Source organism: Pseudomonas sp. FYR_7 (genome assembly GCF_043106155.1).
GTDB classification, from domain to species: domain Bacteria; phylum Pseudomonadota; class Gammaproteobacteria; order Pseudomonadales; family Pseudomonadaceae; genus Aquipseudomonas; species Aquipseudomonas parafulva_B.
In genome coordinates, this window is sequence record NZ_JBICMI010000021.1 from 23,774 (window position 1) to 38,780 (window position 15,007).

15 protein-coding genes are annotated in these 15,007 nt (G+C 64.6%); 14 read left to right on the forward strand and 1 reads right to left on the reverse strand.

Features of this window, described 5'->3' with window-relative positions; genetic code table 11:
* Positions 1–11 precede the first annotated feature (11 nt).
* Positions 12–698: a histidine phosphatase family protein gene (locus ACF8R3_RS05380; protein ID WP_326384346.1), complete on the reverse strand. Its 687-nt coding sequence runs from the start codon at positions 696–698 to the stop codon at positions 12–14.
* A 181-nt stretch (positions 699–879) separates the two neighbouring features.
* On the opposite strand from ACF8R3_RS05380, the gene ACF8R3_RS05385 reads away from it, so the two are divergent.
* From ACF8R3_RS05385 to ACF8R3_RS05450, 14 genes are all read left to right on the forward strand, one after another.
* The gene (locus ACF8R3_RS05385) at positions 880–1,452 is read left to right on the forward strand and encodes a GNAT family N-acetyltransferase (RefSeq protein ID WP_167338682.1); all 573 of its coding nucleotides are present in this window, start codon (positions 880–882) and stop codon (positions 1,450–1,452) included.
* Positions 1,453–1,593: 141 nt separating this feature from the next.
* Positions 1,594–2,463: an acyl-CoA thioesterase II gene (gene tesB, locus ACF8R3_RS05390; protein WP_058638428.1), complete on the forward strand. Its 870-nt coding sequence runs from the start codon at positions 1,594–1,596 to the stop codon at positions 2,461–2,463.
* On the forward strand, positions 2,460–3,050 hold the full coding sequence (locus ACF8R3_RS05395) for an HAD family hydrolase (protein ID WP_392515114.1): 591 nt from the start codon (positions 2,460–2,462) through the stop codon (positions 3,048–3,050). Before tesB ends, ACF8R3_RS05395 begins: the two co-directional genes overlap by 4 nt.
* A gap of 48 nt (positions 3,051–3,098) precedes the next feature.
* Positions 3,099–4,109 carry an NAD(P)-dependent alcohol dehydrogenase gene (locus tag ACF8R3_RS05400; protein WP_196136108.1) on the forward strand — a complete coding sequence of 337 codons (1,011 nt, stop codon included), beginning with the start codon at positions 3,099–3,101 and terminating at the stop codon, positions 4,107–4,109.
* A 128-nt stretch (positions 4,110–4,237) separates the two neighbouring features.
* Positions 4,238–5,353 (forward strand): ABC transporter substrate-binding protein, encoded by a 1,116-nt coding sequence (locus tag ACF8R3_RS05405; RefSeq protein WP_196127123.1) that lies wholly within the window; start codon positions 4,238–4,240, stop codon positions 5,351–5,353.
* On the forward strand, positions 5,350–6,411 hold the full coding sequence (locus ACF8R3_RS05410) for an iron ABC transporter permease (protein WP_058638424.1): 1,062 nt from the start codon (positions 5,350–5,352) through the stop codon (positions 6,409–6,411). Before ACF8R3_RS05405 ends, ACF8R3_RS05410 begins: the two co-directional genes overlap by 4 nt.
* Positions 6,408–7,169: an ABC transporter ATP-binding protein gene (locus tag ACF8R3_RS05415; RefSeq protein ID WP_058638423.1), complete on the forward strand. Its 762-nt coding sequence runs from the start codon at positions 6,408–6,410 to the stop codon at positions 7,167–7,169. The genes ACF8R3_RS05410 and ACF8R3_RS05415 overlap by 4 nt, the downstream gene beginning before the upstream one ends.
* Positions 7,170–7,510: 341 nt before the next feature.
* Entirely contained in the window at positions 7,511–8,902 is a 1,392-nt protein-coding gene (gene gabP, locus ACF8R3_RS05420; RefSeq protein ID WP_058638422.1) for a GABA permease, read from the forward strand.
* Between the two features lie 609 nt (positions 8,903–9,511).
* Positions 9,512–10,363: an STAS domain-containing protein gene (locus ACF8R3_RS05425; protein WP_058638420.1), complete on the forward strand. Its 852-nt coding sequence runs from the start codon at positions 9,512–9,514 to the stop codon at positions 10,361–10,363.
* 3 nt (positions 10,364–10,366) lie between these two features.
* Complete coding sequence (locus ACF8R3_RS05430) at positions 10,367–10,729, forward strand: STAS domain-containing protein (RefSeq protein WP_058638419.1); 363 nt, start codon at positions 10,367–10,369, stop codon at positions 10,727–10,729.
* Complete coding sequence (locus ACF8R3_RS05435) at positions 10,726–11,130, forward strand: anti-sigma regulatory factor (RefSeq protein WP_058603627.1); 405 nt, start codon at positions 10,726–10,728, stop codon at positions 11,128–11,130. The genes ACF8R3_RS05430 and ACF8R3_RS05435 overlap by 4 nt, the downstream gene beginning before the upstream one ends.
* Entirely contained in the window at positions 11,121–12,140 is a 1,020-nt protein-coding gene (locus tag ACF8R3_RS05440; RefSeq protein WP_392515118.1) for an ATP-binding protein, read from the forward strand. Before ACF8R3_RS05435 ends, ACF8R3_RS05440 begins: the two co-directional genes overlap by 10 nt.
* Complete coding sequence (locus tag ACF8R3_RS05445; protein WP_078477957.1) at positions 12,133–12,975, forward strand: sensor histidine kinase KdpD; 843 nt, start codon at positions 12,133–12,135, stop codon at positions 12,973–12,975. The genes ACF8R3_RS05440 and ACF8R3_RS05445 overlap by 8 nt, the downstream gene beginning before the upstream one ends.
* Complete coding sequence (locus tag ACF8R3_RS05450; protein WP_392515120.1) at positions 12,972–14,915, forward strand: response regulator; 1,944 nt, start codon at positions 12,972–12,974, stop codon at positions 14,913–14,915. Before ACF8R3_RS05445 ends, ACF8R3_RS05450 begins: the two co-directional genes overlap by 4 nt.
* The last annotated feature ends 92 nt before the right edge of the window (positions 14,916–15,007 follow it).

Below are 15,007 nucleotides of genomic sequence, written 5' to 3' on the forward strand. Positions count from 1 at the left end.
AGTGGGCACTTTCAACGTGCGGCACTGGCCAGCACGCGCTGCCATGCAGGCTCGTTCAAGCGCCCCAGAATGCGTGCCTTGCCGCTGTCGTCCACGGAAACGAACAGGGCGCTGGCATAACCGCTGTCCCGTTCGCCGCCGGCAACGTTCTGCTGACGAGCGAACTGATCGACGCAGCCGCTATGGGTTACCAGCACCAAGTTGTGTTCGGTGCGTTTGGCGGCCAGCGCCTGGGCCGGGAAGCTGCCGTCGCACTGCCCGATCCATTCCCGCGTGGCGACCGGCTGCCCCAGAATGAAATGCGCCGTCTGCTGGGTGCGCACCTTCGGGCTGCTTAACAGGTCGGCATCGGCCAGCCCAAGGTGCTTGAGACCTTCGCCCACGCGCCCGGCAGCCTGGCTACCGGCCACCGTGATGCCCGCTGGGTCGTCCAGGCAAGGGCCTGGTGCGCTGTCGCAGCGCTCGGCATGGCGGATCATGACGATCACCGCACCGTTGGCCCAGGCCTGGAGCAGGCCGCTTTTGCTGAGTTGTTGCTGGCTACCAAGGTCCACGATGGAGGTTCTCGTCATAAACCAGGAGGTCGATGCCGCCACGGCCAGGCTCAGGCTCAAGGCGACGGTCACGGCGCGGCGGGGCAGCCATCGCTTGCGCGGTGAATGCAAGGCGTAGGGCGGCAGGGTGTTGCTCGACAGCATGGGTGGCTCCGACAAGAAAACCGCGCGCTGGGCGCGGCAGGGATGGCGGCATTTTGCTAACCGACGTGTTGCCAGCCGGTGAAGCGCATGTGAAAAATGCATTCGGCTACCCGTCACCCGGTGCCCTGCCGTGGCTGCGCCTACGCTGTACACTGCATCACGCCAAAACGGAGCGAACCCCATGACCCCCATTCTGGAACTGGAAAGCGCGCGGCTGATCCTGCGCCAATGGCAGGACGAGGATCTGCGCGAGTTCGCTGCCCTGTGCGCCGACCCCCAGGTCATGCGGTATTTCCCCGCGCCGCTCACACGTCTGGAAGCGGCTGCCTTGATCGGCCGCATCCGCGGGCATTTTCATGAGTACGGGTTTGGCCTGTGGGCGCTTGAGCGCAAGGACAGTGGCGCGTTCATCGGCATGACGGGCCTGCTCAACGTCAATTTCGACGCGCCCTTCGCCCCGGCGGTCGAGATCGGCTGGCGCCTGGCACGCCGGCACTGGGGCCTGGGGTTTGCCAGCGAGGCGGCCTGGACGTGCTTGCGCTGTGCGTTCGCCCAGTTGCAGGTCGAAGAGGTGGTGTCCTTCACCAGTACCCTCAACCTGCCCTCGCAGAAGGTCATGCAAGCTATCGGCATGGAGCAGGACCTGGCAGGCAGCTTCGACCACCCGCGTGTCGCCCTCGGCCATCCACTGCGCCCGCATGTGCTGTACCGGATCGATCGCTCGCGGTGGGAGCAGACCTTGCGGGCCGAGTGAACCGCCAGGGGGGCCAGCGGTGTCAAACCCTGTATCATTTGCGCTATTGGACGGTGGGGCTCATGCAGGGGCCGCGCCGGTTGAATCGAGCGCCGGCCCACGGCGCCTTGTGAGCACGCCTTGCGTCTACGGAGAACCCCGATGAGTCATGTGTTGGACGACCTGGTCGACCTGTTGAGCCTCGAAGCCATTGAAGAAAACCTGTTCCGCGGCCGCAGCCAGGACCTGGGTTTTCGCCAGCTGTATGGCGGCCAGGTGCTGGGCCAGTCCTTGTCGGCCGCCAGCCAGACGGTAGAGGATGCCCGCCATGTGCACTCGCTGCACGGCTACTTCCTGCGCCCGGGCGATGCCAGCCTGCCGGTGGTGTATTCGGTGGACCGCGTGCGCGACGGTGGCAGTTTCAGTACCCGCCGCGTCACGGCGATTCAGAAGGGTAAGACGATCTTCACCTGCAGCGCGTCGTTCCAATACGACGAAGAAGGGTTCACCCACCAGGCGCAGATGCCCGATGTAGTCGGCCCTGAAAACCTGCCCACCGAAGTGGAACTGGCCAGCGCCATGGCCGATCAGCTGCCTGAGCGCATCCGCGACAAGGTGCTGTGCGCCAAGCCCATCGAGATTCGCCCGGTGACCGAACGTGATCCGTTCAACCCCAAGCCCGGCGACCCGGTGAAATACGCCTGGTTCCGCGCCGATGGCAACCTGCCGGCCGTCCCTGCGCTGCACAAGTACATCCTGGCCTACGCCTCTGATTTCGGGCTGTTGACCACCTCGATGCTGCCCCATGGCAAGTCGGTCTGGCAGCGCGACATGCAGATCGCAAGCCTGGACCACTCCTTGTGGTTCCACGGCAACCTGCGCGCCGATCAATGGCTGCTGTATGCCACCGACAGCCCTTGGGCAGGCAATGCCCGTGGCTTCTGCCGGGGCAGTATCTTCAACCAGGCCGGCCAGCTGGTGGCCTCGTCCAGCCAGGAAGGCCTGATTCGTCATCGCAAGGACTGGGTATGAACCTCGGCCAGGTGCGCCACTGGGTGTTCGACATGGACGGCACCCTGACCGTGGCCGCGCACGATTTTGCCGCTATCCGCGTGAAGCTGGGCATCCCGCCCAAGGACGACATCCTGGCGCACCTGGCGGCCTTGCCCGCCGACGAAGCCGCCGCCAAGCATGCCTGGCTGCTGGAGCACGAGCGTCATCTGGCGTTTGCCTCCAGAGCCGCCCAAGGGGCGGTGGAGTTGGTCCGTGAGCTGGCCAGCCGTGGTTGCCAGCTGGGCATCCTTACCCGCAATGCCCGCGAGCTGGCGCACATCACGCTCGAGGCCATTGGCCTTGCCGACTGTTTTCCGGTGGCGCACATTCTTGGGCGTGATGAAGCGCACCCCAAGCCCAGCCCCGATGGGCTGCTCAAGATCGCCGGTGCCTGGGGCGTCGCGCCGCAGGCGATGGTGATGGTCGGCGACCACCGCTTCGACCTGGACTGCGGGCGAGCCGCCGGTGCGGGCACGGTACTCGTGAACCAGCCGCACGACGCCTGGCCGGGCCTTGCCGATCGACATGCGCCCGACTGCCATGCTTTGAAGCGTATGCTGGGCTGAACCGACGCTCGCCGGCCACTTTCCTTTTTACAGATGGAGCACTCGACCATGAGCAGCAAGGCGATTTACGTTCAACCCGGCGGCGGCTACGACAAGGTCGAGGTCGGCACCTGTGAAGCCACTGCCCCAGGCGTGGGTGAAATCACCGTGCGCTTGCATGCCAGCTCCCTCAATTACCATGACTTTGCCGTGGTCAGCGGCATGTGGGGCCCGGCCGAACGGCGCATCCCGATGGCCGACGGTGCTGGCGAGGTGGTAGCCGTGGGCAGCGGTGTCAGCGACTTTAAGGTCGGTGACAGCGTGGTCAGCACCTTCTTCCCTGACTGGCTGGATGGGCAGGCTAATGTCGAGGGCTTTGCCCGGGTGCCGGGCGATGGCCTGGACGGTTATGCCCGTGGCCATGTGACCGCGCTGGCCACGGCGTTCACCCGCGCGCCCAAGGGCTTCAGCCACGCCGAGGCGGCGACCTTGACCACTGCCGGGCTGACGGCCTGGCGCGCGCTGATGAGCGACGATCACCTCAAGCCCGGTGATACGGTGCTGGTGCAGGGCACCGGCGGGGTTTCGATCTTCGCCCTGCAGTTCGCCAAGCTGGCCGGCGCGTCGGTGATCGCCACTTCTTCCAGCGATGCCAAGCTCGAGCGGCTCAAAGCCTTGGGCGCCGACCACGTGATCAACTACACGCGCACGCCGGCCTGGGGCGAAAAGGTGCGTGAGCTGACCGACAACCGTGGGGTGGACCATGTGATCGAAGTGGGCGGGCCTGCCACTTTGGAGCAGTCGATGATTGCGGCGCGCATCGGGGGCCATGTGTCGCTGATCGGTATTCTGACCGGTGTAGCGGGGCAACTGCCGCTGGTGCAGGCACTGGTGCGGCAGATCCGCTTGCAGGGTGTCCTGGTGGGCAGCCGTGCCCAGCAACAGGCCATGGTCCGGGCCATCGAGGCCAACGGCCTGCGCCCGGTGGTGGACAAGCACTTCGAACTCGAACAGATCGTCGAGGCGTTTCGCTATCAGGAAAGCAACCGCCATTTCGGCAAGATCTGCCTGACCTGGTAACGCCTTGGGGTAACGGGATGTAATGGCTGGCGAGCAGGCCAATACATTCGCGCACATCGGGCGCACAGGTGGCTGGCTAGAATGCCCGGCTCCGTTGCGACTGATTCTCTCTTCAAGAGGACGCCCCGATGTGCCTGTTCCCCCGTTTGCGGCAGCGCCTGCTGCCGGCCTTGTTGCTGTTGGCGTCCTGCCTCGGCTTTACCCATACCGCCCACGCCCTGCAAGTCACCGATGTGCTGGGGCGTACCGTCGAGCTTGACCACGCCCCGCAGAGGGTCGTGCTGGGCGAGGGGCGTTTGTTCTTCGCCCTGGCGCTGCTCGACCGGGACAACCCGTTCCAGCGCGTGGTGGGCTGGCAGAACGACATGCGCTTGCTGGACCCGCACACCTACGAGGTCTACGCCCAGCACTACCCGCAGATCGCCAAGCTGCCCTTGATCGGGCAGGCCTCCGAGCAGAGCGTGAGCGCCGAGCAGATCCTGTCGCTCAAGCCGGACCTGGCCATTTTCAGCATCGCCGGTGAAGGCCCGACCCAGCACAGCCCGGTGGCCGACTTGCTGGCCAAGGCCGGCGTGCCGGTGTTGTTCATCGATTTTCGCGTGCACCCCATGCGCAACACCCACGTCAGCATGCAGGCGCTTGGCACGCTGCTGGGCCGTGAACAGCAGGCGCAGCAGTACCTTGACCTGTACGACCGTCACCTGGAGCGGGTGAAAGCGGGCGTGGCCGGCATCAAGGACAGCGAGCGGCCCAAGGTGTTTCTGGAACTGCTGGCCGGGGTATGGCAAGCGCCCGGCCATACCACTGGCAAAAGCGGTTTGGGCAGTGTGGTCCAGGCGGTGGGTGGCCATAACATTGGCGCTGACGTGGTGCCCGGTGCGCTGGGCGATGTCAGCGTCGAGTACGTGCTGCAATCCGACCCCGACGTCTATATCGCCACCGGCAACCGCGCCCCTGGGGTGCTGCTGGGTGCCGGGGTGTCCGAAGAAACGGCCCGGGACAGTTTGGCGAAGATCACGGCCCGCCCGGAATTCGCCCCCTTGCGCCCCATCCAGGCCGGCCAGGCCCATGGCTTGTGGCATGACTTCTACAACTCGCCGTTCAACATCCTGGCAATTGAAGCGATGGCGCGCTGGGTGCATCCAGAGCGGTTCAAGGCCATTGACCCGCAAGCGACCATGGCCGAGATCAACCGCATGCTCAAGGTAGGGCTGGACGGTCAGTACTGGGTCGACGCCCAGTGACCGCACAGGCGCTGCCAGGCGTGCAGCAGGCCGCCTGGCATTACCGTCGGCTGCTGTGGCGGCGTACCGGGCTGGTGGCCGGGCTGGCCGTGCTGTTGCTGGTTTCGGTCTTGAGCGACCTGGCCAGCGGTGCATCGGGCATGAGCTTGGGGCGACTGGTGCAAGGCCTGTTCGACCCGACCACCCTCAGCGCCACGGAGCGGGTGATTATCTGGAACGTTCGCCTGCCGTACGCGCTGATGGCCGTGCTGGTGGGCACGGCACTGTCGCTGGCAGGGGCCGAGATGCAGGCGATCCTCGACAACCCGCTGGCCAGCCCCTTCACCTTGGGAGTGTCCTCGTCAGCGGCACTGGGGGCTTCGCTTGCCATCGCCTACCCGCTCAGCGTCGCCTGGATGACGGCGGGTGTGCAGGTGACGGTGATGGCCTTCGTCTTCGCCTGCCTGTCGGTGGTGCTGTTGCAGGCCATGTCGCGGCTTCGCGGGGCGGGCGTGGAGAGCCTGGTGCTGTTCGGCATCGCCCTAGTGTTCAGCTGCAATGCCCTGGTGTCGCTGTTGCAACTGCTGGCCACCGAGGACGTGCTGCAGCAACTGGTGTTCTGGACCATGGGCAGCCTGGCCCGGGCCGATTGGAACAAGCTCGGCATGCTGGCGCTGGTCGTGGCGCTGGTGTTGCCGTTTTCGCTGCGCGCAGCACCTGCGATGACGCTGCTGCGCATGGGCGAGGACCGGGCGCGCAGCTTCGGCGTGGACACCCGGCGGCTGCGCTTTGCCTCGCTGCTGCGCATCAGCCTGTTGTCGGCAACCGCCGTGGCATTCGTCGGCACCATCGGCTTCGTCGGCCTGGTCGGGCCGCACATTGCGCGCCTGCTGGTCGGTGAAGACCAGCGGTTCCTGCTGCCGGCCAGCGCCCTGGTGGGCGCCCTGATGCTGTCGCTGTCCTCCATTGCCAGCAAGCTGATCATGCCAGGCGTGATTGTGCCGGTCGGCATCGTCACCGCCCTGGTGGGGGTGCCGATTTTCGTGACGCTGGTGTTCCGGCGGGGGAGAAAGCTGTGAGCCTGGTGATCGACAAGGTTTCGGTCGCCTACGGTGCGCGGCAGATCCTGCACGAGGTCAGCCTGCCGGCCTTGCCCGAAGGCAGCCTGGTGGCGCTGGTGGGGCCCAATGGAGCAGGCAAGTCCACGCTGCTCAGGGCCCTGGCAGGGCTCGAGCGCATGCGCGGCGGCCTGCGCCTGGATGGCCAGGACGTGACCCGGCTGGCCTTTGCCGACCGTTCGCGACGGCTGGCCTACATGCCCCAGCAGTTGCCCCCCGGCATTGCCCTCAGTGTGCTGGAAAGCATCATGGCGGCACTTCGCGTAGGCAGTGCGGACGATCTGCTGGGCCAGGCCTTTGCGGCCCTGCGCCAGCTGGGTATCGAGCATCTGGCCCAGTGCTCGCTGGACAGCTTGTCCGGCGGGCAGCGGCAATTGGTGGCGCTGGCCCAGTTGCTGGCGCGCAACCCGCAAGTGCTGCTGCTCGACGAGCCCACCAGCGCGCTGGACCTGCATTATCAATTGCGGGTCATGGACGCCGTGCGTGAGCGGGTGCAGGTGCATCGCCTGTTGGCGGTGGCGGTGCTGCACGACATCAACCTGGCCGCCAGCCATGCCGACTGGCTGGTGGTGCTGCGCGAGGGCAGGGTGGTGGCCAGTGGTACGCCGCAGGATGTATTGGTGCCTGACCTGCTAGCGCAGGTGTATGGCGTCCAGGCGCGGGTCGAGCGCTGCTCCCAGGGGCGGCTGCAGGTGCTGGTCGACCACGCACTGGCCTGATGCCCGCGCTGCCTGCTGGACAGGCAGCGGGTGCAACACACTCGAATGAAAAACCCAAGCGCCATTGGCGTGCATGGCGCGTTCGGATATGCCAATCGCGACATTTGTCGCTTGCACAAAAGCGCTGTCGTGATCGAACAGTTCCGGGGCGTTCTCGTGTAATTTCCCTCCCCCCTGCGGGGCTTAAATGAAGCCCGACCCCCACCGGCACGTTGCCTTGTGATGCGCTGCAAAGATCAACAACAGAGCGCAAGCAACCTGTCGACCTGAACCCTTCAAGGAGCTATTTTCGCCTACGCCTGCCCGTCCATCCTTGTGTCAGCAAAAAGAGAACAACATCCATGAACACCGTGGGATCTGATGGCAACCTTGCACAAGGTTTCAAGCCACGTCATGTAACGATGCTGTCCATCGCCGGCATCATCGGCGCCGGACTTTTCGTCGGCTCGGGCCACGCCATTGCGGCAGCCGGCCCGGCTACCATAATCTCCTATTTCGTGGCCGGGACCTTGGTCGTCCTGGTCATGCGCATGCTCGGCGAAATGGCCGTCGCGCACCCCGATACCGGTTCCTTCTCCACCTACGCCGACCAGGCCATCGGTCGCTGGGCCGGCTACACCATCGGCTGGTTGTACTGGTGGTTCTGGGTGCTGGTCATCCCCATCGAAGCCCTCGCGGCAGGGCATGTGCTCAATGCCTGGTTCCCGCAGATAGACAGCTGGATATTCGCCCTGGCGTCGGTGTTGCTGCTGGCAGGTACCAACCTGTTCAGCGTGGCCAAGTACGGTGAGTTCGAGTTCTGGTTCGCCATCCTCAAGGTGACCGCGATCCTTGCCTTCATCAGCCTCGGGTTCGCGGCGCTGATGGGGTGGCTGCCCAACCGCGAAGTCAGCGGCCTGAGTGGGTTGATGGCCGACCACGGTGGTTTCGCGCCCAAGGGCTGGGCCGCGGTGGTGGGGGCGTTCATCACTGTGATGTTCAGCTTCATCGGCACTGAGGCGGTGACCATCGCAGCGTCCGAGTCCAGCGACCCGTCGCGCAACATCGCCAAGGCCACCCGCTCGGTGATCTGGCGCATCAGCACCTTCTACATCCTCTCCATCTTCGTGATCATTTCCGTGGTGCCGTGGAATGACCCGCAGCTGGCTGTGGTGGGCTCGTACCAGCGTGCACTGGAAATCATGAACATCCCCAACGCGGCCTTGCTGGTCGACCTGGTGGTGCTGGTGGCGGTCACCAGCTGCATGAACTCCTCGATCTACATCGCCTCGCGCATGATGTACTCGCTGGCCAAGCGCGGCGATGCGCCGGCAATGCTCAAGCACACGTCCAAAGTCGGCGTACCACGTGCTGCGGTGTTCGGCAGCACCCTGATCGGTGCGTTCATCGCCGTGCTCAACTACTTTGCACCCAAGGGCGTGTTCGAGTTCCTGCTGGCAAGCTCAGGCGCCATCGCGCTGCTGGTGTACATGGTCATCGCCATCTCCCAGCTGCGCATGCGCCGCCGTCTTGAGCGGGAGAATACCGAGCTCAAGTTCCGCATGTGGCTGTTCCCCTGGTTGACCTGGGCGGTGATCATCTTCATTGCCCTGGCCTTGGCGGTGATGATGTACACGCCCGAGCACCGGGCGGAGGTGAGCGCCACGCTGGGGCTTGCGATCATGATTTCCTTCCTGGGCATTGTGACGACACGCGGTCATGCGCAGCCGATGGGGGCGCGGTCGTTGGGTTGAGATGAGCTTTGCTGGAACCTTCGGGCTGCGAAGCGGCTCTAGGGTTTCAGCTTCGCAACTCATGGTGCTGGGGCCGCTTTGCGGCCCATCGCGGCACGAGGGCCGCTCCCACAAATACCGTGCAACCTTTCGCTACGCAGCAACCGGCTCGCGCCAGCCCGAAGGCAGACACCCATCCAAGTAGGAGCGGTCCTTGTGCCGCGATGGGCTGCAAAGCAGCCCCGGCAATATGCGCCGCGCCGCCAATATCCTCGGCCGAGCGTGTGCACTCACCGAGCGTATACCTGGCCAGTGGAGCCTTCTTGCTGACAGTGGGTCGTAGCGCACCCCCCCCCCCGCGCATTCAATGGCCCGGCCAAGCTGGCCGAGCACATACACGCTGGCATACCCCTCCACCGAATGATGGAAATTCCCCAGGTCATCCTTGCCAATGCCGCCTACCTGCCCTTGATCCAACCTGCCAAATTTCTTTGCGCAATGGGCTACCATCCGATGGCCTAATGCAATTAAATGCGCCACCCGGACAACTATTCCGGCCAGTAACTGTCACTCAAAAAAACCCCGGTCATAGTGTGAAAGTGCCCGCTTTCACCACAGGAGCTCAGATACATGGCAGCACTGCAGAGCAGTACGTTGGACGCGGTCGAAAACAACCAGGAACAGCTGTTGACCCAATGGATAGCAGGCCTGGAAGGCAACGGTGCCACGCGCAATGTCAAGGAGCAGGTGCTGGCCCAGGAAACCCGCGAGTTTCTGCAACTGCTGGTGCAAGGCTTCAAGGGCCAAGGTGGCGCTAACCTGGCAGCCGCCGATTGGGAGGCCGTGCGCCGGTTCCTCGAAAAGCTGTCGTTATCGCGCGCGCAGATGGGCCATGACTCCCACCAGACCGTGTACTTCATCTACGCCCTGAAGCGTCCGCTGTTCGCTTTGCTGCAATCGCACTACGGCGACGACCCGGCCACGCTTGCCGAGGAACTCTGGCGCGTGTCCGAGCTGCTCGACAGCATGGGCATGCACACCATGCGCACGTACCAGGCGAGCCGTGAAAACGTCATCCGCCGCCAGCAGGAAGAACTGCTGGAGCTGTCCACGCCCGTGGTCAAGCTGTGGGACGGTGTGCTGGCATTGCCACTGATCGGCACCCTGGACTCCCAGCGCAGCCAGACTGTCATGGAGTCGCTGCTGCAGCGCATCGTCGACACTGGTTCGGAAATCGCCATCATCGACATTACGGGCGTGCCCACCGTGGACACCCTGGTGGCGCAGCACCTGCTCAAGACCGTGACGGCCATTCGCCTGATGGGCGCCGATTGCATCATCAGCGGCATTCGTCCGCAGATCGCCCAGACCATCGTGCACCTGGGCCTGGACCTTGGCACCCTGACCACCAAGGCCAACCTGGCCGACGCCCTGAAGCTGGCCCTGACCCGTGTGGGCAGCGACCTCGGCCAGCGAGCCTGAGCCATGGAGCGTATCCCGATCCTGCAGATGGGGGAATTTCTGCTGGTGACCATCCAGGTGGACATGCATGACCAACTGGCCCTCACCCTGCAGGAAGACCTGACCGACCGCATCAGCAGCACCTCCGCCCGTGGCGTACTCATCGACATCTCGGCGCTGGACATGGTCGACTCGTTCATCGGACGGATGATCGCCAGCATCTCGGGCCTGTCGCGCATCATGGACGCCGAAACCATGGTGGTCGGCATGCAGCCGGCCGTGGCCATCACCCTGGTGGAGCTGGGGTTGACGTTGCCTGGCGTGAGTACGGCCTTGAATGTGGAGCGCGGTATGCACGTGCTGCGTCAGCGTGTGGCCCGCAAATGAACGTGCGCGACAGCGGTAGCCTGCCGGTGCGCATCGAGCAGGATGTGGTGCTTGCCCGCCAACTGGCCCGCAAGCTGGCGGGCGAGTGCGGTATGCGCCTGGTTGACCTGACCAAGCTGGTCACCGCCGTCAGCGAGCTGGCCCGCAACACCGTGGTCTATGGCCGTGGCGGCGATATGGACTGGCAGGTGCTGGAGGACTTCGGCCGGGTGGGCCTGCGCCTGCATTTTCGTGACGAAGGCCCTGGCATTCCCGATATCGGCCTGGCGTTGACCGACGGCTGGACCTCGGGCGGTGGCATGGGCCTGGGCTTGACCGGGGCACGGCGCCTGGTGGATGAGTTCGAGTTGGACACCGCGCCTGGCCAGGGTACTCGCGTGACGATCACTCGATGGGCGTGAGCATCGCCGCGAGCCAGACCTGCGTCGTACTGTTGGCTGATGCCAGTGACGTTGGCCACGCTCGACGGATCGCGCAAAAGCTCGCACAGGCCCACGGGCATGACGAGACGGACGCCGGACGTGTCGCGCTGGTGGTGACCGAGCTGTGCACCAATGTGCTCAAGCATGCCGGGCACGGCGAGCTTCATCTGCGCGCGCTGCCGCGCGGTGACGGCAGGTTTGGTATCGAAGTGCTCACCCTCGATCGCGCCCAAGGGTTCGATGCCCAAGCCTGCCTGGCCGACGGCTATTCGTCGGCGGGCACCCAAGGTATCGGCATGGGCGCCATCGCCCGCCAGGCTCAAGTCTTCGACGTTTATGCCGATACCCGGGGAGCTGTGGTCCTGGCGCGGTTGTATGCCCAGGGTGACCCAGGCACTGACCTGCGCTTCGGCGTCAGCCAGCATGCCCTTAATGGCGACCCGGCCTGCGGCGACACCTGGCACCTGGCTTTCGACGGGCGGCACGTGAGCGCCCTGGTGATCGACGGGCTGGGGCACGGCAGCGAAGCCGAAGCGGCAGCCCAGGCGGGTGCGGCCGTGTTTGCACAGGCACCGTTCGCCAAGGCGCAGCAGCAACTTTTGGCCATGCACCAGGCGATGACGGGCACGCGCGGTGGCGCCGTAGCCCTAGCGCACTACGATGGCTGCAATGCACGGCTGAGCTTCACCGGCATTGGCAACATCGGCGCGAGCCTGGTCAATGGCAGCCAATCGCGAGGCCTGGCGTCGATGCCCGGCATTGTTGGCGGGCAATTCAGAAAAACCCAAGTGTTCGACTACGCTGATCTGAACGGAAATGTGTTGATCATGTACAGCGATGGCCTGCAGTCCCGGTGGAACCTCAAGGATTACCCTGGCCTGGTGCACCGCCATCCGGCCGTGATCGCTGCCGTGCTGCATCGCGACTTTTGCCGCGGCCGTGACGATGTCACCGTGCTTGTCATCGACCTGGAGTTGCCCAATGTCTGATGCTGCCATGATTGCCCGCCTGCAAGCCGAGAACGACGCCTTGCGCGCCGAGCTGGATGAAACCAACCAGGGCGTGCTGGCGCTGTATGCCGAGCTCGATACCCAGGCCGAGCACCTGCGCCAGGCCTCGGACCTCAAGAGCCGCTTCCTGTCCTACATGAGCCATGAATTTCGCACGCCGCTGGGCTCGATCTTGAGCATCACCGGCCTGCTGACCGACGAGCTCGACGGGCCGTTGTCGGCCGAACAGCACCGTCAGGTCACGTTCATCAGCACCGCTACCCGCGAGCTGTCCGACATGGTCGACGACCTGCTGGACCTTGCCAAGATCGAAGCCGGCCGCATCACCATTTCGCCGGCCTGGTTCGACATGTTCGACCTGTTCGCCGCCCTGCGAGGCATGTTCAGGCCCATTGTCGATGCCTCGGCCGTGGACCTCATCTTCGAAGAGCATGCCGGCCTGCCGCGGCTGTACACCGATGACAAGAAGCTGGCGCAGATCCTGCGCAACTTCATTTCCAATGCCCTGAAGTTCACCTCCCAGGGCGAAGTGCGTATTTCCGCCTGCCTGGAAGGCGATGACAGTATCCGTTTTGCCGTGAGCGATACGGGTATCGGCATCGCACCGGAACTGCTGGGCACCCTGTTCGAAGACTTTGCCCAGGTGGACTCGCCGCTGCAAAAGCGCCTGCGCGGTACGGGCCTGGGCCTGTCGCTGTGCAAACGCTTTGCCGAGCTGTTGGGTGGTCATGTGGGCGTTGAGAGCGAGCCGGGCGTCGGCTCCTGCTTCTTCGTGGTGATCCCCCTTGCCCTCGCTCCGGAGAGCGCTGAATGAATGCCGATGTGCGCTTGCTGATCGTCGATGACAACGTTGCCACCCGCTATGCCATGCGCAGGCGGTTGGCGGTGCACGGGTACCAGGTACTGGAGGCCGGCACGGGCGGCGAGGGCCTGGCGCTGATCCGCGACAGCCAGATCGACGCCTTGATCCTGGACGTGAACCTGCCGGACATGAGCGGCTTCGACATTGTCCGGCTGCTGCGTCAGGACCCACGCACGGCCCTGCTGCCGGTGATTCATGTGTCGGCCGCTTCGATCCAGAGTGGCGACATCATTACCGGGCTGAACGCCGGTGCCGACGCCTACCTGATTCACCCCGTCGACCCGGACGTGCTGCTGGCCACCCTGCGCACCTTGCTGCGCGTGCGCGACACCGAGCGCGCACTGCGCCAGAGCGAGGCAAGCTTTCGCGAGATATTCACCAGCGTGTCGGCGCCGATTGCCGTGATGGACGCCCAGCTGAAGGTGCACGAATGCAACCAGGCATTCAGCTACCTGATCCAGGACAACCGCCACCCCGAGCAGCTGCACGAATGCTTTGCCGATGGGCAGGAAGCGGCACTGGCCAGCCTGCGCGAGCACCTGATGGCCGGCGAGCGCTGGCAGGGCACCTTGAGCATGCAGGTGCATGGCCATGTACGCGAGACCGAGTGGCAGCTTTCGCCGTATCAGGCGCCAGGTTTGTGCCTGGTGTTCGTCGAGGACATCACCGAGCACCGTCACCGCGAACGCTCGCACCTAGCCCGGCTGGACGACGCCACCAGCCAGCTGGCCCACGAAGTGGCCGTGCGCGAACGCACCGAGGCGCAGCTGGTGCAACTGCAAAAAATGGAGGCACTGGGCAGCTTGACCGGCGGCATCGCCCACGACTTCAACAACCTGCTGACTGGCATCATCACCAGCCTCGAACTGATCTGCAAACGAGTGGCCGAGCACCGCATCGACAAAGTGCCGCGCTATGCCGAAGCTGCGCTCAGCTCGGCCAATAGCGCGGCATCGCTGACCCATCGGTTGCTGGCCTTCGCTCGCCAGCAACCCCTGGATACCCGGCCGGTGGACGTCAACCGCCACGTGCGCTCGCTCGAAGAACTGCTGACCCGCACCATTGGCGAGCGCATCACACTGACCCTGAACCTCTCCACGCAACCGGTCATTGCCCTGGTCGACCCGGTGCAACTGGAAAGCGCGGTGCTCAACCTGGTGATCAACGCCCGCGACGCACTGCCCAAGGGCGGGCGGATCTGGCTGGACACGGCCGCCATCTGGTCCCAGGAAAACCCCAACCTGGCCGACGGCCCTTATGTGATGGTCAGCGTGCGCGACAACGGCACCGGCATCGAACCTGAGTTGCTGGACAAGGTATTCGACCCGTTCTTCACCACCAAACCCGTCGGCCAGGGCACCGGCCTTGGGCTGTCGACCATCTACGGCTTCGCCCGCCAGTCCAGCGGCCACGTGATGCTCAGCAGCGTGATGGGGCAGGGCACTGAAGTGGCGCTGATGCTGCCGGCCAGCGCACAGGCAGCCGTGCCCGTGGTGCGCGAGCGTGGGCTCGACCTGCAAGGAAACGGCGAGCATGTGCTGATCGTCGAGGACATGGCGTCGGTGCGGCTGTCGGTGGCCGAAGCGCTGGCCGATGCCGGCTACCACTGCACACTGGCCTCGACCACCGACCAGGCGCTGGAATACCTGCGCGACGACCCGAGCCTGGACCTGATGCTGTCCGACGTTGGTCTACCCACGCTCAGCGGCCGGGAGCTGGCTGACCTTGCCCGTGGTTACAGGCCCGACCTGCCCGTGCTGTTCATGACCGGGTATGCCGATGCCGCGCTGGACCGGCAGGCGTTTCTCGGCGATGGCATGGACATGCTGATCAAGCCCTTCCGCATGGGTGAGCTGCTGCGCAAAGTGAAGCAGGCTATCCGTAAGGCGTAGGAAGCAACCTACAATCGAAGTTAATTAATCTGAAAATAAATGAGGTGTTTTCTCATTCTCGTTCGGCAGGTAGGGAAGGCCGGAATACAGGC